This is a genomic window from Photobacterium sanguinicancri (assembly GCF_024346675.1).
In the GTDB taxonomy this organism is placed as follows: Bacteria; Pseudomonadota; Gammaproteobacteria; order Enterobacterales; family Vibrionaceae; genus Photobacterium; species Photobacterium sanguinicancri.
In genome coordinates, this window is record NZ_AP024850.1 from 343,412 (window position 1) to 369,141 (window position 25,730).

Below are 25,730 nucleotides of genomic sequence, written 5' to 3' on the forward strand. Positions count from 1 at the left end.
TATTTCATAAGTACATACCGTGTTTTTATGAAATAGAGTCAGCTATCGCAAGGCAATGTATGACCCACCGTAATAGAGGTTTCACCCTCATTGAACTCATTGTCGTGATTTTACTGATAGGTATCGTTAGTGGAACGGTTGCTTCTCGATTTGTTGGTCGTGATAGCTTCGATGCTTTCCTCAATCGTGATGTCGGTATTTCCCTCGCTCGACAAATACAAATTATGACGATGAATCAGTCGATATCATCCCCTGATATTTGCTACGCCTTAATTATTGCACCTGATTATTTAGGAAGCTCCAATAGTGCGGCGTGTAATAAGCAACTACCTGATTTACTTCCACCATTAACCTCAAACGATAAGTTAGCGATTCGTTCAAGTGAATTTGGTATCTCGCAAGAAACAGTAGAAATGTACTTTGATATCACGGGCAAACCTTTTTATTTTACTGGTAAAGGGGTGACTGCCAAGAAGGTACAGGCGTGTACTACAATCTGTCAGTTTGATTTTTTAAATAGTAATAACCAAAAAAGCAGTATGTGTATCAACAAAGAAGGGTACATATATGCCTGCTAAATTATCATCGAATAGACAAGCGGGTTTTACCCTTATCGAAGGCGTGATTACCATTGTCATTCTGGGGATTGCTATGGTGACCATGACCAGTTTTATCTTCCCGCAAGTTGAGCGTTCCGCCACGCCGCATTACCAAGCTCGTGCAGCTGCAATCAGTAATGCTTTTTTGAATGAAATTTTGTCACGCAAGTTTGACCATAATTCTGAACCTGTACGTGATGTACATTTACGTTGTGGTGAGAGTGGTATTGCTTGTACCGTGCCTGATGTTGTAACTGGCCGCTGGCCCGAAGATGATCCGTTGGAATATACCGATATTCTCGATGGTCACGGGAATGTGATTGGTAAACGCTTAAACGTCGAGTTTGCCGATGATGTCGATGATTTTCATGGTTGCTGGGGAGATGCCAAGCTGTGCCGCCAGCGCTATTTATCTTATCAATGGCAAGGGTTGATTGAGAATTTATTAGACCCAAGCCGCACCCCAGATGAAGATGTTGGCTATAACAATATGACGCTGCGGGTTGATGTGAGTTACGGCTCACCTTCGACTGGGGTGGGAGACCCAGCTCAACGAACCTTTAAGCGGATTACAATTGAAGTTGATACTGGGCGCTATGGTCGGTATGACTTTGTTGCCTATCGAGGGAATTATTAATGAAGCTCTCTCGTGGTTTTACGCTATTAGAGATGGTGATATCACTGGTCGTGCTAGGGGTGATCTCTTTAGCGGTTGGTAGTTACTTTCAATTAGGCGTGCAAGGATATACCGATACGGTCAATCGTGATCGTGCGCAAACGGAACTGCGCTTTGCGGTAGAGAAGATCACCCGTGAAGTCCGTCATGCTGCACCTAATAGTGTCTTTCTAGATTCAAATACTGTTGGTGAAGCAAATACCTGTCTATCGTTTTATCCTGTTACTCAATCGGGCTTTTACTTGAGGCAGCCACAAGGAAGAAGTGTTGATTTTATTTTGAGTGGCTCAGACCAAGAATCAAAAGCGTTAGTTACGGATATTAACAAACAGCTAAGCAATTATTTTTTGGCTATTGGGTTTGGCTCTTCATCACAATATATCAATGGCAATAAAGTCACTAAGGCCGCAGCGGATCCCGCTGGTCATATTGAGCTAACGACTCAAGATGACTTAACCGTTACCTCACCAGCGAATCGGGCTTACTTGTACAGAGAACAAGTATCATATTGTTATTTTCAAAATAAAATTTATCGATTTACTGGTGATAAGAAGCCATTGGCAAAGTATATGCCTGAGAATCTCATAGCGGGGGGGGTATCAAATATGGATATCTCGGCGCAAGCACCTGGATTAAGCCGTAATGGGATGATTCATATTAGCCTTTCTGCTGACGTTGATGGTGAGGTAACGAGTTATGATCATACAGTGCAGGTGTTGAATGTCTTATAAAAAACAACAAGGTAGTGCACTGGTTCTGTCTCTGGTAGTCATTACTGTCATGGCGGTGTTTGCGGCTGCCATGGTCAAACTGGATTGGTCGAATCAAGAGATGACCAGCCGTGAAGTGTTTGCCACACAAGCGTGGTTTGCGGCCCATAGTGCCAATGAGTATGCGCTTACTCAGTTGTTTCCGCTAGGCAGTAAGCAGTCGAATCCAAAGGCTTGTATATCTAATTATCCAATATCAGCAGATAAGTTTTCTTGTTCATCAGTATCGGCATCTTGCACTGCCACAACAATTACAGAAAACGGTAAGACGATTAATCGCTATCAGCTGGAAGCGACAGCAACATGTGGTACGGGTAAGTATGCGGTGACACGGATCCAAGAAACTTGGGCAAAAGATCTGAGTGAGAATGAATAATGAAAATAATAAAATATTTGATCAGTATTTGCCTTATTGCGTTTAGTTTTTCACTGCATGCGGCCGAGCCACAGTTTGAGTTTGGTGAGTTGAATGTTAGTGGTTGCTTTAATCATGAATGTGAAATTACCTTTAAAAAGACGTATACAAAAAAACCATTGGTTTTTGTTATGTCGACTATTACACGCAATGGTTTAGATGCACCGTCTGCATTGAATATCGTTAATATCACTAATAAGTCGGCTAAAATTCGTCAATTCTTGGCTCCTTATGACAGTAGCTTAGTGCAAATAAAGCCTGAAAGTAGCGTATGTTCTTCGAGTTATTGTTTAAAAAAAATAGCCAACAAAAAAATATATTATTTTGTTATAGAGGAAGGTGAGGTTAATTTTGGGTCCAAAGGTCGAATAAAGGCTGGACTAGCAAAGGTAGATCGTTATGTGGTGAGTGGAAGCCGACCATCATATTCCGAACTTAATCAAGTTGATTTTGGTAGCGGCTTTGGCTCACCAGGTGTGATTGTTTCACTACAAGGGAATCGAAGTGATATGACCACCCGTCCAAAATGGATTACGCCTGTCGTTCCTTATATCGAAAATAATTCATCTAATCATGCTTTCTATGTTGGACTTGATCATTCTGAAGTTAATCAGTGGAATCATCGATATCAGAATAACTATAAGGGCGGTAATCGAGATGTTGCTTATTTAGTCGCAGAAGGTACCGGTGTTTATAAGGGCCTTCAATTTACTATGGGCTCTGGTACGACCCCTAATACACTTGATAACTCGCTAAAGTGGTTTCAGAAAGTAACTCAGCCGGTTCTTGATCAATGCGATGGCATGATGACGATTCCTAGTTCAAGTGCATTTACAGAAGAACCTTTTATTCTGGCTTCAAAAGCGTCACGTCAAGGGCCTAACGGCGGTTGGCTACGAATGTGCCAACTAAAGAAAAAAAATGGTAACTATGCAGTTAGCTTTGTTAATGATGAAGATTTAAATGAAGCAAAGCAAAAACAATTAGAACGAAAACATGCCGATGAAGAAGTGGGCTTTATGGCTTTTCAGCGCAAAGTCAGCGAAGAGGTTTGCGATATTTTTACTGGGCCTGCGCAGACATGGAGCCATAGTGCGGAAGCTGAAGTAAAAGAATACTCTAAAATTTATAATGCGATGAGTGGCTACCAGCTTGGTTTTCCTCAAAATGGTGACATGAAATTTAGCTACGATAGCTGTGTTAATCGAGCCTGTGAGCCTACACCTAGTTTAATGATTCCATCGCCATCTTTAGAAACTTTCCGTTATGGTAATAAAGAAGTTAAATTAAGTACCGGTAGTAAAACTATTTCGCCTGACCGATATAAAGAGATAAAAGTCGAAGGTTCTTCAAATTTAACTTTAAATTCTGGTGAATATTGGGTGCAAGAGTTTAAGTTGGAAGGGAGTTCTAAGCTTATTGTCAATGGTCAAGTTACCGTTCATATTTTAGATGAATTTAAAGTGAGTGGCTCAGGGTTTATTAACTATGAACAAGGTAGCAAGCCTGATAATTTAATTATTCTTGGTCATAATTCAGATTCTGAAGTCAAAATGGATGCGGGAAGTGCAGGTCAAGATAATCGCCAGGGAATTGTGGCTAAAGCCCTAATCTTGGCTGGCGATGAGGTATTATTAAAAAATACCGTGTTGTATGGCGCCGTCACTACTCGTGAATTAAAAATGGAGTCTTATGCCAAAATTATTGGCGATAGTGACTGTTTTGATTCTGGCCCGACTTATCGCTTAGAAATATCGCCAGATAAAAAAGATAAAGTATTGGCCTGTGATGGTGAAGAAATTACTTTCTCCATCATTGATGAAACCACCAATAAAGTAGCGCAAAACTTTACAGGCACGATGGCAATCACAGCGCCATCAACAACACCCAATAACGCCGATGTTTGTTGGTTTGATAGTGCTTCAGCACCCATTGGTACGTGTCCTTCAAAAATCACTCATCGGTTTAATAGTGAAACCGGCTCGGTTAAATACAAGCTATCAAGTAAAGATCTCGCATCAATCAATATTCAAGCCAAACTCACCAGTCATGGTGATGTTACTAAAACAGCTGGTGCTTACACTTTTGTGCCTTTTGCATTAGCCATTGAGAATAAAGACTTTGTCGATAATGTCCCATTTGGCCAAATTGCTGGGCGCGAATTTAGCTGGGATATTGTCGCTAAGGCTAGATCGGGGAATAGTCGACGTTGTGATGTGATGGAGGATTATACGGGGGAGCGTAAATTAGCCGTTACTCATAGCCAAAGTATTTCTACAGCGGGCAAACAGTTACAAATTAAAGCTAATAAATCGGGTTCAACGTATAAAAATGCGACCGGTGATTTTCACTTTACTTTTGTTAAAGGGAAAGCGGCAGGTAACAAGGGTAAATATCCCGAAGCAGGGCGAGTGACGTTAACGCTAAAAGATAAAGCATTTGAAGGTAAACCGTCAGAGATGACTGCCAGTGAAGACTTTTATTTCCGTCCATTTGCATTGGCGCTATGTGATTGGAAAGATAAAAATCACTCTTTGTTTAAAGGCGATGCAACCAGTGGCGCTGGGTTAGCTAAATCCGGTGAGCACATTAATTTTTATGCTAAGCCGCTTGCATGGCTGGGTAATAGCTATGCATCGAATGATGATTTTAAAACCCCAATAGTTAATCAAAATGAAGATTATTACTGTGCTGCGGCTCGTCCTGAGTTAACTCAGTTTGTTGATGATACCGTTCAAACGAATTTAAACGTGGGGGTTTATTCGTTAGATACCCCGACTAATGGGCAACTTGGGGGCAATGTTTTTGGTGGTGATGCTAAATTCAAAGCGGGTTCTGAATATGGTAAAGGTATTGTTGGCTGGGGTGATGTAGGCAGTTTCAAGGTCGGATTAGGATCGGATGATTACTTGAAAAAGGGCTTTGCGGTTCCACCTGCACCGTTTCGAATTGGTAGGATCTATCCTGCCTATTTTGAGTTAACCTCAAGCGCAGTGAAAAATACTCACCCTGCAAATTCGCTGACAGGGTTCACCTACATGAATCAAGGGTGGAGTTATGATTTTACGCTAACGGCAAAAGCGAATGGTTACACCGAAGCAACAACCAATTACAGTAAGTTTGCTGAGTCGCTAAAAGCTAAAGTGAATGTGGCCTTAGTGGATGGTGATGCTGCGCTAAAAGCTAATAATGACTGGCGTTCACGCGTTACACCGACGATGCCGACTGGGTTGGTTAATTGGAATAAGGCAACAATTTCTAAAGCGGTTTCTGGTGCTAAATTTACTCGCTTGATTGATCCAAAGAAAAGCACTGCAACGGTGACAGACAATCGCAATTTTCCAAATATGAAAGTAGTGCTCTATAGCAAAGGAAGTGATCATACCGATCCCATTGATTATCGTTCATCACCGCAAAATCTAATCACTGACAATGAAACCTTTGTCGGTTCAGCGTTAGCTGGTCGACTTGATGCCCGTTATGGTCGAATGGCTTTGGATGATGTTGGCACTGCATTTGATAAAACGGTTACTGTGCCGATGCGTGTTGAGTACTGGGATGGCCAGAAATTCATATTAAATACTGATGATAGCTATTCGCCATTTGATGGTGGCAATTACTGTAAGCAAATGATTTGGCCTGCTGATAGTGCGAATTCTAAGTCGGTTCTACAAGGTAACGGTACGCATGTCACTACGGGTAAGACACTAGATATTCAGGCTAACCCAAATCGCACTGATTACTACCGTGAGCAGGTGCGTTTTTGGCATAAGTTAGTATCCACTCCACCAAAGGCAAAAGCTGGAGAGCAAACTATTGCTTGCCCTGCAGGCCTTGGTGTTACCAAGTTGCCTTGGTTGACGTATAACTGGCGGGGAGAAGGTGACGAAAGCCCTTCAACTGTCGTGACCTTTGGGGTTTATCGAGGTAATGACCGAATTATCTATCGAGGCGAAAAAGGTATGACAGCCTTGCCGAATTAAGGTGATTGTGAAATAAAATGCCGATCTGTGGCAGGTTTGACAAAGCATACCTTGTGTCACTTCCTGCCCCTTGGTACATTTAGCGCAATTTAACGAATTTGTAAGCTTGCAGGATTAGCCGAAGACTATGTTTAAAAAACTTCGTGGCATGTTTTCTAATGACCTGTCTATTGACTTGGGTACAGCCAATACTCTTATTTATGTCAAAGGACAGGGCATCGTACTTGATGAACCATCTGTTGTTGCTATTCGCCAAGATCGTGCGGGTGGTACAAAAAGTGTTGCCGCTGTTGGCCACGATGCGAAGCAAATGCTTGGTCGTACACCGGGCAACATTGCAGCTATTCGTCCGATGAAAGACGGTGTGATCGCTGACTTCTACGTGACAGAAAAAATGTTGCAGCACTTTATTAAGCAAGTGCATGACAACAGCATTCTTCGCCCTAGCCCTCGCGTGCTAGTGGCTGTTCCTTGTGGTTCTACCCAAGTTGAGCGCCGTGCAATCCGTGAATCAGCACAAGGTGCTGGTGCGCGTGAAGTCTACCTAATCGATGAGCCAATGGCAGCTGCTATTGGTGCTGGTATGCCAGTGTCTGAAGCGACAGGCTGCATGGTGATCGATATCGGTGGTGGTACAACGGAAGTTGCGGTTATCTCACTAAATGGTGTGGTTTACTCATCGTCTGTTCGCATTGGTGGTGACCGCTTCGATGAAGCTGTGATCAACTACGTTCGCCGTAACTACGGTAGCCTAATTGGTGAAGCAACGGCAGAACGTATTAAGCACGAAATCGGTTCAGCTTACCCTGGCGATGAAGTACGTGAAATTGAAGTGCGCGGTCGCAACCTTGCTGAAGGTGTACCACGTAGCTTTACGCTGAACTCAAACGAAATCCTAGAGGCGCTACAAGAGCCGCTAACAGGTATCGTATCAGCAGTAATGGTTGCACTAGAGCAATGTCCACCAGAACTAGCATCTGATATCTCAGAGCGCGGTATGGTATTGACTGGCGGTGGTGCACTACTACGTGACTTAGATCGTCTACTAACTGAAGAAACAGGCATTCCTGTTGTTGTTGCTGAAGATCCACTAACGTGTGTTGCTCGTGGGGGCGGTAAAGCGCTTGAAATGATCGATATGCACGGTGGCGACTTATTCAGCGAAGAATAATGCCAGCAATGGCAATTTTAAAAACAGGTTATAGCGTTACATGAAACCTATCTTTGGCAGAGGCCCCTCTCTGCAACTGCGCCTGTTTCTAGCCATATTACTATCGGTCAGCCTTATGCTGGCCGATAGTCGCCTTGATGCTTTTGCCAATATCCGTTACCTGCTTAACTCCGCGATAGCGCCGCTGCAATATGCTGCGAATATTCCTCGCGCGATGCTCGATAATGTGTCTGGTCAACTCAGCTCGCATCAGCAATTATTGGCTGAAAACAACAGTCTAAAACGCGATATATTGGTTCAACAAAGCGATGTATTGTTACTTGAGCAACTAAAGCAAGAAAACAAACGTCTGCGTGATTTACTTGGTTCGCCCTTTATTCGGGATGAACGAAAAATGATCACCGAGGTGATGGCTGTCGATTCAGATCCTTACAGTCACCAAGTGATGATTGATAAAGGGCGTACTGATGGTGTCTACGAAGGCCAGCCTGTTATCAATGATAAAGGCATTGTGGGGCAGGTGTCTTATGTGGGCGCCCATAATAGTCGCGTATTATTGCTGATCGATCCGACGCATGGTATTCCTGTTCAGGTTGTGCGTAACGATATACGCGTGATCGCATCGGGTAGTGGGCAGATTGATCAAATCCAGCTAGAGCATGTACCAAGCAGTACTGATATTGAAGTGGGTGATTTACTGGTGACATCAGGCTTAGGTGGCCGTTATCCAGAAGGTTATCCGGTTGCAAATGTGACGGAGTTTTCGTTCGACAACAAACGCCCTTTTGCTCAGATCAAAGCGCGTCCAACGGTGCAGTTTGACCGTTTACGTTATTTGTTACTGGTATGGCCGACACCACAAGAACTGAATAACACGGGAGGGCTAAGCGATGGCTTATAGTCGCTCTAATGGGCGCATCTGGATATGGCTGTCCATTATGGTAGCCTTGATATTACAAGCTGCGCCATGGCCCGGAGAATTAGACCCATTTCGCCCATCTTTGGTATTGTTAGTGACCTTTTACTGGGTGCTCGCCTTACCTCATCGCGTGAATGTGGGGAGTGCGTTATTTATCGGCTTATTGTGGGATCTTATGCTAGGTTCCACGCTAGGTGTTCGTGGTTTAATGATGGCGATTGTGTGCTATTTAGTGGCACTCAACTTCCAAGTCTTACGTAATCTATCCTTATTACAGCAGGCACTTTTGATTGCCATGTTGACGTTACTTGGAAAGTTAATTGAGTTTTGGGCGGAATACTTAGTCTCAGAAGTCACGTTTGAGCCGCAACGCACTTGGGCTATTTTACTTAATTTTATCTTGTGGCCTTGGGTGTTTTTGTTATTACGAAGGATGCGACGTAAGTTCTCAATTCGTTAATAATGTGCAGTGTGGGTGCAAAAATAAAAGTAAAAACACGGTATATACGTATATTTAGCAGAGCTCCAGATGGAGCTCTGTTTGTCTGATTTAGCCTAAAAGCCCACTCTTTGAAGACGTTTTTAGGTGGATAATAGAAAGAAGGTTTTCATGTCAGCGATACAACTGCTTTTAGCTTCGGGATCACCACGTCGACAAGAATTATTAGCACAGCTCGGTTATACCTTTAAGCGAATCGTTGTCGATGTAGAAGAGCAGCATCAAGCTCATGAAAGCCCAGCGCAGTATGTACAGCGTCTCTCACAAGATAAAGCGTTGGCTGGCGTCGCCGCTAGTGAGGGAAATAAGCCCGTTTTAGGGGCTGATACCATCGTTGTCGTTGACGATATTATTTTAGAAAAACCTGCTGACTTCGCAGATTCCCATCGCATGCTGCGTATGCTATCTGGTCGCGAACATCAGGTTTTAACCGCCGTGACGCTTGCAAAAGCGGGTCATATTGAAACCCAGTTAGTTACCACGAAAGTCTGGTTTAAAACCCTGTCAGAGCAAGAAATAGAACTATATTGGCAGAGTGGTGAACCGCAAGATAAAGCGGGTAGCTACGGCATTCAAGGTATTGGCGGCAAATTCATTGAGCGTATCGATGGCAGTTATTACGCTGTGATGGGGTTACCTTTAGTAGAAACCGACATCATGGTTACAGCATTTTTAGAATTAGATTAGAGGCAATAATGAGTACAGAATTGCTAATTAATGTAACGCCAAGTGAAACACGCGTTGCAATGATTGAAGCCGGAACATTACAAGAAGTCCATGTTGAGCGTGAATCTAAGCGCGGCATTGTGGGTAATATTTACAAAGGCCGAGTAAGCCGCGTTTTACCGGGGATGCAAGCCGCATTTGTTGATATTGGTTTAGATAAAGCCGCCTTCTTGCATGCGTCTGATATTGTTCCGCATACTGAATGTGTTGCTGAAAATGAAAAAAAACAATTTCAGGTACTGGATATATCAGAGCTTGTTCGCCAAGGCCAAGATCTTGTAGTTCAAGTTGTCAAAGATCCTCTCGGGACCAAAGGTGCTCGCCTGACGACGGATGTTACATTACCGTCGCGCTACCTTGTCTTTATGCCTGGGGCTGGCCATGTTGGTGTTTCTCAGCGCATTGAAAGTGAAAAAGAGCGTGATCGTCTAAAGAAAGTGGTTTCTCACCATTGTGATGATTTGGGTGGCTTTATTATTCGTACTGCAGCGGAAGGTGCAACGGAAGATGAAGTGGCACAAGACGCAGCCTTCTTGAAGCACTTATGGCGCAAAGTATTAGAGCGTCGTGTCAAGAATAAGCCTAAATCTATGTTGTACGGTGAGCTTGGTTTAGCACAACGCATTTTACGTGACTTTGTTGGTACTGAATTAGACAGTATTCAAGTGGATTCGCGTTTAGGCTTCGAAAAACTAAAAGAGTTTACCGATGAGTTTGTCCCTGAGCTCAGTGATAAGCTGCAGTATTACGCTGGCGAACAGCCAATTTTCGATTTGTTTGACACCGAAAGTGAAATTCAACGTTCACTGGATCGTAAAGTAGAGCTTAAATCGGGCGGCTACTTGATTATTGATCAGACTGAAGCCATGACGACAGTTGATATCAATACCGGTGCGTTTGTTGGTCGTCGTAATCTCGAAGAGACTATCTTCAACACCAATATTGAAGCGACTAAAGCCATTGCTCGTCAGCTACGTTTACGTAACTTGGGTGGCATTATCATTATCGACTTTATCGATATGGCCTCAGAGGATCACCAACGTCGGGTGTTACTTGCGCTTGAACAAGCATTGTCTTACGACCGAGTGAAGACCAACATTAATGGTTTCACTCAGTTAGGTTTAATCGAGATGACGCGTAAGCGTACGCGTGAAAGCATTGAACACGTACTTTGCGGGACTTGTCCTACATGTGAAGGTCGAGGTTCGGTTAAAACGGTTGAAAGCGTGTGTTATGAAATACTACGCGAGATCACGCGTGTAAACCGCGCTTACGATGCCGATCGCTTTGTCGTATATGTTGCCCCAGCAGTAGCGGAAGCATTGGCTGGTGATGAGTCTCATGCATTGGCAGAGCTAGAAGTTTTCATTGGTAAGCAAGTGAAGATCAAAGGCGAGCCGTTATATGTGCAAGAGCAGTTTGATGTAGTCATGATGTAAGTGAGGCTCTGCGTGACAAACGTTACCGTTCGTCTGGCGAGAGGGATGATGTGGCTGGTACTAATTATGTTAGTACTGGCTTCGATTGCTGTTAGTGGTTTACGTCTTCTTCTTCCTCAGCTTAACGAATATCGCGAACCCATTCGTCAATGGGTTTCTGCGCAGGTCGACATGGACCTGCAAATTGAACAAGTCGAAGGGCACTGGCGCACATTTGGTCCTTCTTTGATGTTGCAGGGGATCAGCGTTGGTTCATCTGACCTAACTCCATCTTTGGTTAAAGTGGGTGATGTTGAAGTCCGCTTTGATTTATGGCGATCTGCATTTCAATTACGTCCAGTTTTTAAAGATGTTAGCATTCATGGTCTTGCTGTCGATCTGACTCAAATCCCCAGTTTAAACCCAAACTTGCCTGACGTAGAGGTAGATCAACCGACACCTGAACATCAAGATAAATTGTCGATTGCCCAGCAATTAGAGCAAGTGTTTTTTGTTCGCTTAGGTCATTTCTCATTGAAAGATGCCAAAGTGAAAACGTGGACGCCATCGGGTGAAATTGTCCAAATCGATATTAACCAACTTAAATGGGCGAATAATAAAGGCGATCATCGTGCGGAAGGCGTGATTAGCATTGTTGGCACCCATTTAAGTGAGCTTGATGTTAGTGCCAATTTATCGGAACAGGGCGATCTTGAATCGTTATCAGGGCAGATTTATGCCAACGGCAAGAAGTTGTCGTTTACCCCGTGGTTGCGCAAGCAGCTGACTGGTGGTGTCGACATTACCAGTAGTGAAGTGAATGCGGAGCTTTGGATCTCGTTACAAAACGGTGATGTGACTAATGGCCAAGTCCAACTGACAGACAGTAGCTTATCCTGGCATCAGAACAAACAAAGCCACCAAATGGGTATTAAGAACGGGATCATTACGGTTAAGCCTGATCGCGAAGATGATGGTTCAGTCTCGTGGCGGGTTGATACGAATGCGATGTCATGGCAAAGCGATAATACGAGCTGGCCAGCATTGAAGCTTGCTGCTGAATGGCAAATGGGTAAGTGGCAGTTAGCGGTTAATACGATCAAACTCGATCATTTGCAGCCATTGATGGATTTTTTACCTGACAACGAAGGGATGGATGTATTACGTAAGTTATCACCCTCAGGCTTTGTCAGTGATATCCGTGTTGCTCAAGTGGGTGAGCAGTCTCCGCGCTTTTCTTTGAAGCTTGAGCAGTTTGGTATTAAGCAATGGGAACTGATTCCAGGCATACACAAACTGGACGCAAATGTCAGCGGCGATTTGCATTCAGGCCGAGCCATTTTGAGCGTGCAAAATGATGTGCTGCCGTTTGGCGATGTGTTCCAAGCGCCGCTAGCGGTTGATAGTGGTGATGTTACAGCTTATTGGCAAGTGAACGATGGTGGTTGGCGACTTTGGAGCGATAGCTTAAAAGTGACCACACCACACCTAGCGATTAATGGTGAGTTTCGGATTGATTTCCCAGCAGATAAACCAAGTTGGTTATCATTTTATGGTGAAGCTTCTGCGTATGAAGTAGGTGAAACGTGGCGCTATTTACCGACGTTGTCGTTGGGAAGAGAACTCACTGATTATCTATCTGCCGCCATTCGCGGTGGGCAGGCGAAAGGCGCTCAACTGCTGTGGTATGGCGATCTGCAAGATTACCCATACAGCGATCATAGCGGGATCTTTCAAGCAAAAGTACCACTGGAAAATGCAAAATTCAGCTTTGATACGGAATGGCCCGAGCTGACTGATTTGCAGCTGGACCTACTGTTTGAGAATGATTTCATGTATCTCGATTCTCGCCATGCTAAAACCATGGGAGCGACAGCGAAAAAGGTCACTGGCGTATCAGAGCTGAGTGAAAATGGCCATTTGGAGCTCAACGTTGCTGTTGCTGCTGAAGGTGAAGCTGTTCGCGATTACATGATGGCAACGCCATTAGTTGATTCTGTCGGAGCTGCATTATCAACAGTACAAGTTTCGGGGCCTGTTACTGCTGATTTTAAATTGGATATTCCTTTTGATGGCACTGATGTTCGAGCATGGGGTTCAGCCAAACTAGATAACAATACGGTTCTTATTGATGCGCCACCACTTGCGCTAGCGCAGGTAAGCGGCAGCATTGGGTTTGATAACGATGTAATTTCAGCGAAAGGATTGAGTGGCAAGTTACTGGATCAAAAAGTCGATATTGGTTTTGACGGTAAAAGTCTTGAAACGGGTTATCAGGTTGATATTGGTGTGAAAGGCAATTGGCAAGTTGCACCGCTTCAGATGCAACTTAATGATCCTTTGCTAGCACATGTTGATGGCCACAGTGAATGGCAAGCGGATGTAGGGGTGAGTTTGCATGATATCGGCTTTAAATATCAGGTCGATCTTAAAGCGCCGTTATCGAGCCTGTCTAGTGATCTTCCGTATCCATTAACCTTATCGAGCAAGCGCTCAGGCCAAATGGCTAGCTTGCATGTCGAGGGTAATGGCGATGTGTTAACCGCCGATCTGTTATTGCCGGATGTGAAGTACCGCACGCGTTTGGCATTGACCAAACCGCGCCTAACTTTAGCATCGAGTTATCTTGCTGTCGGAGGAAGCCAGTTACGCCCATTGGGTAAGCGTACTCATATCGTCAACATTAATAGTGATTACCTTGATGGTGATCGTTGGATTGATTTGGCCAACGAGGTGATTGAACGTTATGACTCAGCATCGCTGAAAAGCATGAAAACGCCCCCTTCAGCCTTTCCTGAGTTACCGCTACCGACTAGGGTGAATGTCCAGCTTAAACGTTTGAGTCTAGCGACGCTTGATTGGCATGATGTTGCGCTTGCTGCGCGTGATAGTCGTAAGCAGTGGCACTTTATTGTCGGCAGCCGAGAAGCAACCGGTGAAGCATTCTGGCCGCAATATAAGCCGCTGAATGTGGTAATGGATAAAATTCACGTTAATTTACCATTGTTAGAAGGGATAGAAGACGATCTTCCTACTGATAAGTACGTACCACAAACGGATGTACCTTTAGCTACCAGTTTTGATCAGAGTGTGATGAAAAACATGCCTGATATGGATCTCACGATTAAAGATGCTTGGCTTCAAGGTTACCGTTTAGGGAAGGTATCAGGTCAACTTCGCCATGATGAGTCCACATTAGTACTGCAGAACCTACAAATTGATTCTGGGGTAACTTCGTTGAGCCTTGATGGTCACTGGACGTTGGCAAATGGTCAGAATGAAACCCACATCGCTTTTGATATTGATGGTGAAAATAGCTCTGACTTAATGGGACGTTTTGGTATTTCGGGCGGGGTAGAAGATGCGTCCTTCAGTAGTTATGCATCGATTCAGTGGCAAGGCGCACCTTGGTCAATGCACCGTGAAACGTTATCCGGTGAGATTAAAACGGAAACGGGTAAAGGCTTTATCAGTAATGTGGGTGGAGCCGGACGTTTATTAGGTTTATTCAGTATTGATTCGATCATCCGTAAAATGCAGCTCGATTTTTCAGGTGTATTTGATAATGGTTTAGCGTTTGATTACATTCGAGGTTCAGGCAAGTTAGATAACGGCATTTTCACGACTGACGACATAAAAATGAAAGCCCTAGCAGGTGACATGTTTATTCAAGGTAAAGCGAATTTAGTCGATGAAACTGTTGATGCTCGGGTACGATTTAATCCCGATCTGACGTCTGGTATTCCGGTCTTAACGGCTTTTGCCATTGCACCGCCGACGGCGTTATATGTATTAGCTATTTCGACTGCGCTAGCGCCAGTAGTTGATGTATTTACCCAGATTAACTATCAGATCAAAGGGCCAATTGATGCGCCTGTTGTGTCTGAAAAATCCCGCTTTACAGGGGAGTTTGTGGTACCAGAATCGATGGGTGAAAGTGACAGTAAATAAACGTCGATAGATAAGTGGCAGGGTACTTTTTTCATTGTCGAGGGGCAAAAGTACTGCTGTAAGCGAAATCAACAATCATTCAAGGAGTGAGAATGATGAAGAGCATGATCAATAAGGTTGGCGTCGTACAGATGAATTCAGGTCGAGATCCTGAAGTGAATGTCGCCAAGCTTAAAAAGAAACTGAAAGGATTGCAGTTACAGGGTGCTCGTTTAGTGATTACGCCAGAAAATGCCCTGATCTTTGGTAGCACTGATGACTATCAGCAACATGCAGAAGCATTAGGTGATGGCCCTTTGCAGTCGACAGTTGCCCAAATGGCCGAAAGATTGGGGGTCTGGTTACTGATTGGATCATTTCCAATTCGTCAGCAAAGTGGTGCAATGACGAGTACTGCACTGCTTTATGATGATAAAGGCCAGCTTGTCGCACACTATAATAAGCTTCACATGTTTGATGTGGAGATTGAAGATAAGCACCACAGCTATCGAGAATCAGACACTTTTCAAGCTGGTGACGAAACGGTTGTTGTCGATACACCGTTTGGTCGATTAGGGCTTTCGATTTGTTATGATGTACGATTCCCCCAGCTTTACAGCGCACTTCGTGCGAAAGGTGCGGATATCATTATCGTGCCAGCTGCATTTACCCGAGTCACAGGGCAAGCGCACTGGGATGTATTGTTACGTGCTCGTGCGATTGAAAACCAGTGCTGGTTAATTGCCGCTGCACAGTCGGGTGAGCATTTTGACGGTCGTGAAACATGGGGCCATTCGATGATTATTGACCCTTGGGGGCAGGTAGTGGCATGCCAAGCACAAGGGACTGGGGTATTAACCGCAGACATTGATTTGAAATTAAGCCACACTATAAGAACAAATATGCCGGTGATGCAGCATGCAAGATTTGCAGTGCATCAGCGCAACGATAAGAGCTGAGTAGATGACGCTAAAAACTGTAGAAAACACCATGCTGGATCAATCAGGGATTGGGCGTGACGATCTTCAACGTATTCTTGGTCAAATTGCGACGCGAGATGTTGATTATGCTGATATTTATTTTCAGTCATGCTGGCACGAATCTTTAGTGCTAGAAGATAGCATTATCAAAGATGGCTCCTTTAACATTGACCGTGGTGTTGGCGTTCGTGCTGTCACTGGTGAAAAAACAGGTTTTGCTTACTCGGATCAAATTAACGAATTAGCTTTAACGCAAAGTGCAAAAGCTGCACGTGGTATTGCGCGTAAAGGTACCAGCGGTAAGGTACAAGCCTTTACGGCGGTTGAAGCGCCAATGATTTATGCGGCGATTGATCCGCTCTCAAGTTTTGATAAGTACCAGAAAATCGCGTTACTTGAAGAAATTGACGCGTATGTTCGCAGTAAAGAACCTTTGGTAACCGAAGTTTCAGTCAGCATTAATGGTGTGTACGAGCAAGTGCTGGTGGCAGCGCTTGATGGTACTTATGCTGCTGATATTCGCCCATTAGTACGTCTGTCAATTAGCGTATTGGTGGAACGTGGTGATAAGCGTGAACGTGGTAGTGCGGGCGGCGGTGGCCGTTACGGTTATGAATTCTTTATCCAAGAGGAAGCGAACGGTAAAACGGTCGCACTGAACTTTGCTGATGAAGCGATTCGACAGGCATTGGTTAATCTGGATGCTGAAGCGGCACCTGCGGGTACTATGCCTGTTGTTTTAGGCGCAGGTTGGCCTGGGGTGCTATTGCACGAAGCAGTAGGTCACGGTTTAGAAGGCGATTTTAATCGTAAAGAATCATCCATGTTCTCAGGTCAAATGGGCGAACAAGTGACTTCATCGCTTTGTACTATCGTTGATGATGGTACCTTAGCTGATCGTCGTGGCTCGTTGAACATTGATGATGAAGGCACCCCAGGCCAATACAATGTATTGGTTGAAGGCGGTAAGCTAAAAGGTTACATGCAAGATAAGTTGAATGCGCGTCTTATGGGCGTAGCTCCAACTGGTAATGGCCGTCGTGAATCTTACGCGCATTTACCTATGCCACGCATGACCAATACTTACATGTTACCAGGCGAACATTCGCGTGAAGAGATTATCTCAAGCGTGAAGAATGGTATTTATGCGCCAAACTTTGGTGGCGGTCAGGTTGATATTACATCCGGTAAGTTTGTATTCTCGGCATCGGAAGCATACTTGATCGAAAATGGTAAAATCACTCGCCCAATTAAAGGTGCAACCTTGATCGGTAGTGGTATTGAAGCCATGCAGCAAGTGTCGATGGTGGGTAATGATCTAGAGATCGATCGCGGTGTGGGTGTGTGTGGTAAAGCAGGTCAAAGCGTGCCTGTTGGTGTAGGACAGCCAACCTTGAAAATTGATTCCATGACGGTGGGTGGTACTGACTAGGTTAGTACTCACTTCATCGTTAAAACAATAACGCCAGCATCATGCTGGCGTTATTGTTTGAGTCTAATACAGAGTATTAGTTGCTCATGTACAGTTCTTTTAAGTACTGGAAAATTTCGCGATATGCTTTCGCTGGCTTTTCCTGTTCTTTTTCTTTATTCGCTTGGCGAACAAGTTGGCGTAGACGCTGACGGTCAGCATCTGGGTGATCAACTAAAATAGCATTGATCATACTGTCGCCATTAGTAATGAGCTTATCGCGCTTTTGCTCAAGCTTTTTCAACTCAACAGTGGTTTGTGAGTGCTTGTTGTTTAGCTTATCCAATGCCGCTTGGATTGGATCAAGATCGATATAGCGCATTTGCTTACCGATGTATTGCAGTTGGCGACGACGCGCTTCATTTTTAAAGCGTTGTGCATCTTTGACTGCTGCATGCATATCGTCATCTAGCGGTATTTTTGCTAGTGCATTAGGCGTTAAGTTTACTAACTCTTCCCCTAGTTTTTGCAACGCTTCCATGTCACGTTTCATCTCAGTTTTACTTACCCAGATGATTTCTTCTTCTGGTTCCCAAGGGGCTTTTTGATTTTTACGGCTCATAAAAGGGCTCACTAACCTGCTAATGACAAACCGCACTAATGTCGGTTTGGTGGTAATGGTTCTATTTTATCAGTTTAAACACAAATTTGGGCGCAAATTAGCACACGAGAGTGTTATTCTAATTATATCAGCATAACAATAAGTGAAATTATGGACGTGAGAGAACAGGTCGCACAACAGCGCGTGGAGCTGGAAGCTGCGGTTGCTAAAGCATTAGAGCTAGCAGGCCAACAAGCCGACGCGGCAGAAGTTGCTATTAATAAAACAACAGGCATTAGTGTTTCTACCCGTATGTGTGAGGTGGAAAACGTTGAATTTAATAGTGATGGTGCACTTGGCATCACCGTTTATCGTGGTCAGCGTAAAGGTAGCGCATCAACATCTGATTTAAGTGAGAGCGCCATTGCTCAAACGGTTGCCGCTGCGTTAGACATTGCACGTTACACCTCTGAAGACCCTTATGCCGGCCCCGGCCCTGAAGAACTGATGGCGCGTGAGATCCCTGATTTAGACTTATTTCACCCAGATGAACCTGAGCCTGACCGTGCTGCTGCGATTGCGATTGCTGCTGAGCAGGCGGCGCTCGATTTCGATCCTCGTATCAAACAAAGTGATGGTGCAAGTTACGACAGCCATTACGGGGTACGTGTTTACGGTAACAGCCATGGCATGCTAGCGAGCTATGCATCAAGCCGTCATAGCACCAGTTGCTGTGTGATTGCACAGGGCAAAAATGGTGAGATGGAGCGAGATTACAGCTACACCTCGGCACGTGTCGCATCAGAATTATGGACGCCTGAGTGTGTTGGTCAACATGCGGCTGAGCGTACTGTTGGTCGTGTTGATGCTCAAAAGCTAACAACCCGTGAAGCGCCAATTATGTTTGCTGCTGATATTGCGACAGGCTTGTTTGGCCATTTAGTGATGGGGATTAGCGGTTCAAATTTATACCGTAAATCGTCTTTCTTACTGGATCAGCTGGGTGAGCAAATTTATCCAGAGTGGATGAACATTAGCGAACGTCCTCACATTTTACGAGGGATGGCGAGTACACCGTTTGATAGTGAGGGTTTAGCCACTCACGATCGTGAAATTATTACTGATGGCTGTCTGCAAACGTATCTGATGACCAGCTACGCTGCTCGCAAGTTGAAGATGCAACCGACAGGTCATGCTGGTGGTATCCATAACTGGATGGTGAACTCGACTGGCGAAAGCTTTGAGCAGATGCTGAAAAAAATGGATCGTGGTTTATTGGTCACCGAGTTAATGGGCCAAGGCGTGAATATCATTACGGGTGATTACTCTCGTGGCGCGGCTGGCTTCTGGGTAGAAAATGGTGAAATCCAATATCCAGTCAGTGAGATTACCATCGCGGGTAACTTGAAAGACATGATGAAAAATATTGTCGCGATTGGTACGGATACCGAAATGCGTAGCCAGATCCAAACGGGTTCTATTTTGCTTGATACCATGAAGATTGCTGGCGAATAAGCCATACGCGAGCATCATATTCGATGTAATAAAAAAACCGAGACGCTAGCGCCTCGGTTTTTTGTGCCTTTTGAAAAGAGCTTTGGTTACACCAAGAAGATAGTAGCTAGTCCCAAGAACACAGATAGACCAACAATATCGGTGATGGTGGTCAATGCCATGCCTCCCGCTAAGGCGGGGTCGATATTGAATTTTTTGAGCATAACAGGAATACAAACCCCCGCCACACCGGCAATGATCAAGTTGGTGAGCATGGCGCCAGCGATGATCGCTCCGAGTATGATGTCGCCTTTCCACAGAACAACGACGCCACCAATGATCAGTGCCCATAGCAGGCCATTGATTAAGCCAACGCGAGCTTCTTTGCTTAGTAGCCAGCGGGTGTTCGAATCCCCGATATGACCAACGGCTAAACCACGGATCACTAGCGCGACCGTTTGGTTACCAGCCACCCCACCCATCGATGGCACAATCGTCATTAGAACGGCAATGGCAGCCATTTTATCGAGTGTGGCTTCAAACATGTTAGACACAGATGCCGCCGCAAGCGCTGCCAGTACGTTAACCCCAAGCCAAATACTACGGCTACGGGCCGACTTCATAACTGGTGCAAAGGTATCCTCTTCATCATCCATACCCGCCATACTCATCATGGAGTGCTCAGCGTCTTCACGAATGATATCGACCACATCATCGATGGTGATACGACCGACAAGGTGATTGTTGCTATCAACAACAGGTGCCGATAACCAGTTACGACGTTCAAACAGGTTAGCGATTTCACTGTCATCCATGTCGACAGGGATCGCTTCATCCGAATCTTCCATGACTTCACGGATTTCAATGTCAGGCTGGGTGGTAACGAGTGTTGCCAATGAAATATGGCCGATTAGATATTCATTTTCATCGACCACATACAGAGCATCTGTCGCTTCAGGCAACTCACCACGCATGCGCAAATAACGTAAAACCACATCAGCCGTTACATCACCACGAATGGTAATGAAGTCGGTACTCATCATACCGCCGGCACTGTCTTCTGAGTAGGCTAAAGCTTTCTCAACACGATGACGGTCAGTGGCATCCATTTGCGCCAATACTTCTTGGTAGCGCTCGTCTGGTAGGCTACGAAGGACATAAGCGACATCATCACTTTCCATGCCTTCAGTAACAGCCGCCAGTTTCTCTGGTGCCATTTGTGCAACGATGCCGTCTTTTACGTCTTCAGACAGCTCGTCAAGGATTTCACCTTGCTCTTCAGGATCGGTTAATTGCCACAGCACCTGACGTTCTTTCGGCGGTGAAGCCTCTAACAGGTGGGCAATGTCTTCCGGTTCCATGTCTTGCAACAGGCGGCGAACGTGAACAAACATGCCATTTTCTAAGGCCTTGTTCACTTCTTGTAAGGTTTGGTGGGTATTGTCTTGCTCTAGTAGATCCGCCATAGATACAAACTCGGTTGTGCCATCTGAGCAATTCTCTGGATCAAAATGGTTACTCAGCCGATGGTGCGCAGAGTGAAAGGGGCCAGAAGATTGGTCAGATGGAAATAATACCGAACAGCTGATATTACCCATGAGGGCAACTGCTGCTCTGTTTGAGTATGCGTGAGTGCCTGTGTAATTGGGTATGATTGAAACCCAAAATAGAGACGATTCAGCATAAACGCAATAAGCTGAATTTTAACGCAATAATGCGGCTGTTGTCTCACCAGATTTGAGAGTTCGATGAAATTTCATCTGCGTATGAAAAAAGAGCTGGGAAACGGAGGTGTGATATTTCGCAACAAGCGACTATTTAGCAACAAGTTAGCTGAGGATGATGACATAAATGGCCATATCATCCTCTGGAGCTTTATTTTTGAAGTGAGTGTTTTTTAAACAGATTTAAGCTGATGGCAAGTCGATTATCTGGGATTAACTTTCTTCATCGAAGCCCGCTTCTATCAACGAGATAACGGCCTCAAGAGCTAACTCGGCATCGTTGCCTTCAGCGCTGACCGTGATTTGCTGGCCCTGAGCGGATTCCAGCATTAATAATCCCATCACGCTGTCTGCCGTCGCTTGTTTCTCATGGTTACTGATCGTTACCGTTGCATCAAAACTTTGTGCCAATTCAACCAGCTTAATCGCAGCTCGGGCATGAAGGCCTAGGCGGTTATTGATAAACACATCGCGGCAAAGGTCTGTCATATCAAGCCTTCTAGTGTACGGTGGCGAATTTGAACTTGTTGGCCTGCATGGATAAAGTGCTCGGCCAATTGCTGCGCGACATAGACAGAACGGTGTTGACCACCAGTACAACCGATAGCGATGGTAAGGTAACTACGGTTGTTTTTTTCTAGCATAGGTAACCAGGTTTCCACGAAATTACGGATCTGATTGGTTAACTGATTCACTTCTGGGTGACTAGCTAAGAATTCTTTGACGCCAAGATCAAGCCCTGTCTGGGGTTTGAGTTCAGGCACCCAGTGTGGATTAGGTAAGAAACGAACGTCAAACACATAATCGGCATCGGTGGGTAGACCATGCTTAAAGCCAAAAGATTCAAACACCATGATTAAGTCGCGGTTTTCACGGCCTAAAACACGTGAACGTACGGTTTCACTTAAATCATGGATAGATTGCTTAGTGGTATCTATGACTAAATCAGCATGTTCTTTTAGATCCGAAAGAATGGCGCTTTCTGATTGGATTGCTTGTTCCAAGCTCATGTTATTACGTGAGAGTGGATGCAGACGGCGTGTTTCACTATAGCGCTTAACTAGCTCTTTATCGTCAGCATCTAAGAAGATGACGTTGACATCAAGTTGGCTACTGAGTGATGACAGGATTTTTTGAATCTCACCCGATTGGGTTGGCATATTGCGAACATCAATACTGACGGCAATATCCTGCTGATTGTTTTCCACGGTTTTGATGAATTGTGGGAGTAAATTTACAGGCAGGTTATCGACACAATAGTACCCAAGATCTTCGAGTACTCGTAATGCCACGGATTTCCCTGAGCCAGAACGCCCACTTACGACCATTAACATCATGGTTGAATTACCTCAAACAACTTGGAAGGATTACACTCATTATGAGTCATTGGTCATGATTTGATAAAGCTCTTGATCAGATTTAGCAGTACGTAATTGTTTACATATCTGCTTATTACTGAGCTTTTCAGCCATGCTTGATAGGGTTTTAAGATGCTCTTTACATTGTGCGTCTGGCACGAGTAAGGCAAATAACAAGTCGACAGGTTGATTGTCGATGGCATCAAATTCGATAGGATTATCGCATTGGATTAAAATGGCAATGGCTTCATCGCTTTGTGTGATGCGGCCATGAGGTATGGCGATGCCATTACCTATGCCGGTACTGCCCATTTTTTCCCTGCTGAGCATACACTCAAATAAAGGTTGGGGATTCTGGTCTAAGTGATCTGCAGCGATTTCGCTGATGATTTCTAGAGCGCGTTTTTTGCTAGAGCAGTGGACTGCACTTTTAGTGCAGTCCAGGCTCAATACCGATCTCAGTTGCATGATTAATGACTATTGAGTTTATCTTTATGTTTATTTAATTGACGTACGAGTTTATCGGTCAACGCATCGATCGCGGTATACATATCATCTGCATCCGCTTTGGCGTGAATTTCGCCATTATTTATGTGCAAAGTCGCTTCCGCCACTTGCTGTAATTTTTCTACATTTAAAATCACATGGACATTATTAATTTTGTCAAAGAAACGTTCAAGCTTTTCAAACTTAGTGTTTACATAGTCACGCATAGAATCCGTAACTTCCACATGGTGTCCTGTGAGATTGATTTGCATAGACATCTTCCTTCTGTTGGGCGTTTGGAGCATTTACGCTATATCAAACGTTTACGTTGGTTCGATGGTGGGATCCCAAGAGATTCACGGTACTTCGCGATGGTACGTCGCGCTACCATGATGCCTTGTTCAGCCAGTAATGTTGCAATCTTACTATCACTTAATGGTTTCGCTTGGTTTTCAGCGGCAACCAGTTTCTTGACGAGTGCACGGATGGCGGTTGATGAACATTCGCCTCCATTATCCGTGCTTACATGGCTTGAGAAGAAATATTTTAATTCAAAAATGCCACGTGGGGTATGCATGTACTTTTGGGTGGTAACCCGTGAAATGGTGGACTCATGCATATCAACATCTAATGCAATATCATTAAGTACCATAGGTTTCATGGCTTCTTCACCGAATTCAAAGAAATCTTGTTGATGCTCTACAATGCATCGTGCCACTTTTAGTAGGGTTTCGTTACGGCTTTCTAAGCTTTTTATGAGCCACTTCGCATCCTGGAGGTGGGTACGAATAAATTGGCTATCAGCACTGTTACGGGTGTTTTTACTCAGAGCGGCGTACTGCTCGTTTACTTTAATACGAGGAACGCTGTCTGGGTTGATCGTGACGATCCATTTGCCATGATCTTTAAAGACGGAAACATCAGGCACGACATACTCGGTCTCTGATGAAATGACCAAGTTCCCCGGGCGAGGGTCTAAACCGTGGATCAATTGCATCACGGCTTTCAACTCGGGCTCTTTTAGCTTGGTATCGCGCATCAGTTGGCGGTAATCACGGTTACCCAATAAACCGATGTGGTGCTCAAGAATGTGTTTGGATTCGCTCAACCACGGTGTGTCTTTCGGGTATGTTGCTAATTGAAGTAACAGGCATTCTTGTAGATTACGAGAGGCAACACCAAGAGGGTCAAATTGCTGTACGCGTTTTAGTACGGCTTCGACTTCATCGAGTTCGATTTCATCGACACCTAAGCTTTCAAGGATATCGTCGGCAGAACAGGTTAAATACCCTTTATCGTCAATTGCATCAATGATGGCGGTCGCGATAGCGAGGTCTGTTTCACTGAACGGTGTTAGCTGAACTTGCCACATCAAGTAATCTTGCAGCGACTCAGTGGTTTCACCTTGGTAAATCGGCATGTCATCATCCATGCTGATCCCTGTGCTTCCTGTGCCAGCGCTGTACACGTCTTCCCAAGTGGTATCGACAGGTAAATCTTCTGGCATTTCACGCTGCTCGATCACTTCAGAAGTGTCATACGGATCGGGTTCAGAATCTTGGCTACTGTTGTCTTGTGCTGATGCGTCAATATCGTTGTTGTCAGACGATTTGTCATCGGCACTGTTCTCACTCTCACTCTCTTCCAGCTCTAGCAATGGGTTAGCATCTAAGGCTTCTTGGATTTCTTGTTGTAAATCCAACGTCGAAAGCTGCAGTAAGCGAATGGCTTGCTGCAGTTGAGGCGTCATTGCAAGTTGTTGGCCTAGCTTAAGCTGGAGCGAGGTTTTCATGAGTATCAATGCACCTTGTCGTTATTGTTGTGCGTGCCGATCTATTACTAACTATAGACGGAACTGGTCGCCCAGATAAACACGTTTTACATGTTCATCGTTAAGAACGTCGGTTGGCGAGCCGTGCGCAATCAATTGTCCTTGACTAACAATGTAGGCATGTTCACATACGTCGAGAGTTTCACGAACATTATGGTCGGTGATCAGAACCCCAAGGCCTCGATCACGTAAATGCTCAATGACTTTTTTGATGTCGATCACGGATATCGGGTCAACACCGGCAAAAGGTTCATCGAGTAAAATGAATTTTGGATTGGCTGCTAGCGCGCGGGCAATTTCAACACGGCGGCGTTCGCCCCCTGATAATGCCATACCTAAGCTATTGCGTATGTGCTGTATGTTGAATTCATCCAATAATTCTTCAAGCTTGTCTTGGCGTTCTGAACGGCTAAGCTCTTTGCGAGTTTGTAATACGGCCATGAGGTTGTCATGTACGCTTAAACGGCGAAAGATTGAAGCCTCTTGGGGCAGGTAGCCAATCCCCATACGAGAGCGGTTATGCATCGGCTGCAAGCTGATATCAGTATCATCAATACTGATGGTGCCTTCATCACGTGCGACTAGGCCGACGATCATGTAAAACGAGGTAGTTTTACCTGCACCGTTAGGGCCAAGTAAGCCAACAATTTCACCTGATTTCACTTCAATGCTTACATCAGACACGACTTTGCGGCCATTGTAGCTTTTTGCGAGATGTGCTGCTTTTAACGTTGCCATA

The 25,730-nt window shown here is 44.7% G+C and carries 22 protein-coding genes; 14 read left to right on the top strand and 8 right to left on the bottom strand.

All coding sequences use genetic code 11. The features are described 5' to 3' along the window. The first annotated feature begins 59 nt into the window (after positions 1-59). The 13 genes from OCU87_RS01655 (at position 60) to tldD (ending at position 17,518) form a co-directional block, all read left to right on the top strand. Positions 60-578 (top strand): type II secretion system protein, encoded by a 519-nt coding sequence (locus OCU87_RS01655; RefSeq protein WP_261857726.1) that lies wholly within the window; start codon positions 60-62, stop codon positions 576-578. Next, positions 568-1,236: a type IV pilus modification PilV family protein gene (locus OCU87_RS01660; protein ID WP_261857727.1), complete on the top strand. Its 669-nt coding sequence runs from the start codon at positions 568-570 to the stop codon at positions 1,234-1,236. The genes OCU87_RS01655 and OCU87_RS01660 overlap by 11 nt, the downstream gene beginning before the upstream one ends. Further along, a complete protein-coding gene (locus OCU87_RS01665) occupies positions 1,236-2,006 on the top strand; it encodes a PilW family protein (RefSeq protein WP_261857728.1) in 771 nt (256 codons plus the stop codon). The genes OCU87_RS01660 and OCU87_RS01665 overlap by 1 nt, the downstream gene beginning before the upstream one ends. Then, positions 1,996-2,421 (top strand): hypothetical protein, encoded by a 426-nt coding sequence (locus tag OCU87_RS01670; protein ID WP_094955687.1) that lies wholly within the window; start codon positions 1,996-1,998, stop codon positions 2,419-2,421. The genes OCU87_RS01665 and OCU87_RS01670 overlap by 11 nt, the downstream gene beginning before the upstream one ends. After that, a complete protein-coding gene (locus OCU87_RS01675) occupies positions 2,421-6,443 on the top strand; it encodes a DUF6701 domain-containing protein (protein ID WP_261857729.1) in 4,023 nt (1,340 codons plus the stop codon). Before OCU87_RS01670 ends, OCU87_RS01675 begins: the two co-directional genes overlap by 1 nt. Before the next feature lie 127 nt (positions 6,444-6,570). After that, the gene (locus OCU87_RS01680; RefSeq protein WP_048899201.1) at positions 6,571-7,614 is read left to right on the top strand and encodes a rod shape-determining protein; all 1,044 of its coding nucleotides are present in this window, start codon (positions 6,571-6,573) and stop codon (positions 7,612-7,614) included. 40 nt (positions 7,615-7,654) lie between these two features. Then, positions 7,655-8,515, top strand: coding sequence for a rod shape-determining protein MreC (gene mreC, locus OCU87_RS01685; RefSeq protein ID WP_094955689.1), 861 nt, complete (start codon positions 7,655-7,657; stop codon positions 8,513-8,515). Then, positions 8,505-8,993 carry a rod shape-determining protein MreD gene (gene mreD / locus OCU87_RS01690; RefSeq protein ID WP_062689597.1) on the top strand — a complete coding sequence of 163 codons (489 nt, stop codon included), beginning with the start codon at positions 8,505-8,507 and terminating at the stop codon, positions 8,991-8,993. The genes mreC and mreD overlap by 11 nt, the downstream gene beginning before the upstream one ends. A gap of 150 nt (positions 8,994-9,143) precedes the next feature. After that, on the top strand, positions 9,144-9,719 hold the full coding sequence (locus tag OCU87_RS01695) for a Maf family protein (protein WP_094955691.1): 576 nt from the start codon (positions 9,144-9,146) through the stop codon (positions 9,717-9,719). An 8-nt stretch (positions 9,720-9,727) separates the two neighbouring features. Further along, the gene (gene rng, locus OCU87_RS01700; protein WP_062689600.1) at positions 9,728-11,197 is read left to right on the top strand and encodes a ribonuclease G; all 1,470 of its coding nucleotides are present in this window, start codon (positions 9,728-9,730) and stop codon (positions 11,195-11,197) included. A gap of 12 nt (positions 11,198-11,209) precedes the next feature. Continuing rightward, complete coding sequence (locus OCU87_RS01705; protein WP_261857730.1) at positions 11,210-15,127, top strand: YhdP family protein; 3,918 nt, start codon at positions 11,210-11,212, stop codon at positions 15,125-15,127. A 107-nt stretch (positions 15,128-15,234) separates the two neighbouring features. After that, positions 15,235-16,065, top strand: a complete 831-nt coding sequence (locus OCU87_RS01710) for a carbon-nitrogen hydrolase family protein (protein WP_062689725.1) — start codon at positions 15,235-15,237, stop codon at positions 16,063-16,065. 31 nt (positions 16,066-16,096) lie between these two features. After that, positions 16,097-17,518, top strand: coding sequence for a metalloprotease TldD (gene tldD, locus OCU87_RS01715; RefSeq protein WP_390960777.1), 1,422 nt, complete (start codon positions 16,097-16,099; stop codon positions 17,516-17,518). Between the two features lie 76 nt (positions 17,519-17,594). Here the strand turns inward: tldD and yjgA are convergent, their stop codons facing one another. Next, entirely contained in the window at positions 17,595-18,119 is a 525-nt protein-coding gene (gene yjgA / locus OCU87_RS01720) for a ribosome biogenesis factor YjgA (RefSeq protein ID WP_062689604.1), read from the bottom strand. 150 nt (positions 18,120-18,269) lie between these two features. Between yjgA and pmbA the strand changes: the two genes are divergently transcribed. After that, positions 18,270-19,613, top strand: coding sequence for a metalloprotease PmbA (gene pmbA, locus OCU87_RS01725; RefSeq protein WP_261857731.1), 1,344 nt, complete (start codon positions 18,270-18,272; stop codon positions 19,611-19,613). 86 nt (positions 19,614-19,699) lie between these two features. On the opposite strand, the gene mgtE is transcribed toward pmbA, so the two are convergent. The 7 genes from mgtE to lptB all read right to left on the bottom strand — a co-directional run bounded on the left by mgtE (position 19,700) and on the right by lptB (position 25,729). Further along, the gene (gene mgtE, locus OCU87_RS01730) at positions 19,700-21,058 is read right to left on the bottom strand and encodes a magnesium transporter (RefSeq protein WP_062689727.1); all 1,359 of its coding nucleotides are present in this window, start codon (positions 21,056-21,058) and stop codon (positions 19,700-19,702) included. 471 nt (positions 21,059-21,529) lie between these two features. Next, entirely contained in the window at positions 21,530-21,805 is a 276-nt protein-coding gene (locus tag OCU87_RS01735) for an HPr family phosphocarrier protein (RefSeq protein WP_094955695.1), read from the bottom strand. Next, the gene (gene rapZ, locus OCU87_RS01740; protein ID WP_261857732.1) at positions 21,802-22,653 is read right to left on the bottom strand and encodes an RNase adapter RapZ; all 852 of its coding nucleotides are present in this window, start codon (positions 22,651-22,653) and stop codon (positions 21,802-21,804) included. Before rapZ ends, OCU87_RS01735 begins: the two co-directional genes overlap by 4 nt. Before the next feature lie 39 nt (positions 22,654-22,692). Then, entirely contained in the window at positions 22,693-23,142 is a 450-nt protein-coding gene (gene ptsN / locus OCU87_RS01745) for a PTS IIA-like nitrogen regulatory protein PtsN (RefSeq protein ID WP_062689608.1), read from the bottom strand. A 2-nt stretch (positions 23,143-23,144) separates the two neighbouring features. Beyond that, the gene (gene hpf / locus OCU87_RS01750; RefSeq protein WP_062689610.1) at positions 23,145-23,432 is read right to left on the bottom strand and encodes a ribosome hibernation promoting factor; all 288 of its coding nucleotides are present in this window, start codon (positions 23,430-23,432) and stop codon (positions 23,145-23,147) included. Positions 23,433-23,470: 38 nt separating this feature from the next. Further along, positions 23,471-24,952, bottom strand: a complete 1,482-nt coding sequence (locus tag OCU87_RS01755; protein WP_094955661.1) for an RNA polymerase factor sigma-54 — start codon at positions 24,950-24,952, stop codon at positions 23,471-23,473. Between the two features lie 51 nt (positions 24,953-25,003). Further along, positions 25,004-25,729, bottom strand: a complete 726-nt coding sequence (gene lptB, locus OCU87_RS01760; RefSeq protein ID WP_094955662.1) for an LPS export ABC transporter ATP-binding protein — start codon at positions 25,727-25,729, stop codon at positions 25,004-25,006. Position 25,730: the final 1 nt, after the last annotated feature.

Coding starts and splice junctions, on each gene's coding strand:
- OCU87_RS01655 (WP_261857726.1), top strand. CDS start 60: ATGACCCACCGTAATAGAGGTTTCACCCTCATTGAACTCATTGTCGTG.
- OCU87_RS01660 (WP_261857727.1), top strand. CDS start 568: ATGCCTGCTAAATTATCATCGAATAGACAAGCGGGTTTTACCCTTATC.
- OCU87_RS01665 (WP_261857728.1), top strand. CDS start 1,236: ATGAAGCTCTCTCGTGGTTTTACGCTATTAGAGATGGTGATATCACTG.
- OCU87_RS01670 (WP_094955687.1), top strand. CDS start 1,996: ATGTCTTATAAAAAACAACAAGGTAGTGCACTGGTTCTGTCTCTGGTA.
- OCU87_RS01675 (WP_261857729.1), top strand. CDS start 2,421: ATGAAAATAATAAAATATTTGATCAGTATTTGCCTTATTGCGTTTAGT.
- OCU87_RS01680 (WP_048899201.1), top strand. CDS start 6,571: ATGTTTAAAAAACTTCGTGGCATGTTTTCTAATGACCTGTCTATTGAC.
- mreC (WP_094955689.1), top strand. CDS start 7,655: ATGAAACCTATCTTTGGCAGAGGCCCCTCTCTGCAACTGCGCCTGTTT.
- mreD (WP_062689597.1), top strand. CDS start 8,505: ATGGCTTATAGTCGCTCTAATGGGCGCATCTGGATATGGCTGTCCATT.
- OCU87_RS01695 (WP_094955691.1), top strand. CDS start 9,144: ATGTCAGCGATACAACTGCTTTTAGCTTCGGGATCACCACGTCGACAA.
- rng (WP_062689600.1), top strand. CDS start 9,728: ATGAGTACAGAATTGCTAATTAATGTAACGCCAAGTGAAACACGCGTT.
- tldD (WP_390960777.1), top strand. CDS start 16,097: ATGCTGGATCAATCAGGGATTGGGCGTGACGATCTTCAACGTATTCTT.
- yjgA (WP_062689604.1), bottom strand. CDS start 18,119: ATGAGCCGTAAAAATCAAAAAGCCCCTTGGGAACCAGAAGAAGAAATC.
- pmbA (WP_261857731.1), top strand. CDS start 18,270: ATGGACGTGAGAGAACAGGTCGCACAACAGCGCGTGGAGCTGGAAGCT.
- mgtE (WP_062689727.1), bottom strand. CDS start 21,058: ATGGCGGATCTACTAGAGCAAGACAATACCCACCAAACCTTACAAGAA.
- OCU87_RS01735 (WP_094955695.1), bottom strand. CDS start 21,805: ATGACAGACCTTTGCCGCGATGTGTTTATCAATAACCGCCTAGGCCTT.
- rapZ (WP_261857732.1), bottom strand. CDS start 22,653: ATGATGTTAATGGTCGTAAGTGGGCGTTCTGGCTCAGGGAAATCCGTG.
- ptsN (WP_062689608.1), bottom strand. CDS start 23,142: ATGCAACTGAGATCGGTATTGAGCCTGGACTGCACTAAAAGTGCAGTC.
- hpf (WP_062689610.1), bottom strand. CDS start 23,432: ATGCAAATCAATCTCACAGGACACCATGTGGAAGTTACGGATTCTATG.
- OCU87_RS01755 (WP_094955661.1), bottom strand. CDS start 24,952: ATGAAAACCTCGCTCCAGCTTAAGCTAGGCCAACAACTTGCAATGACG.
- lptB (WP_094955662.1), bottom strand. CDS start 25,729: ATGGCAACGTTAAAAGCAGCACATCTCGCAAAAAGCTACAATGGCCGC.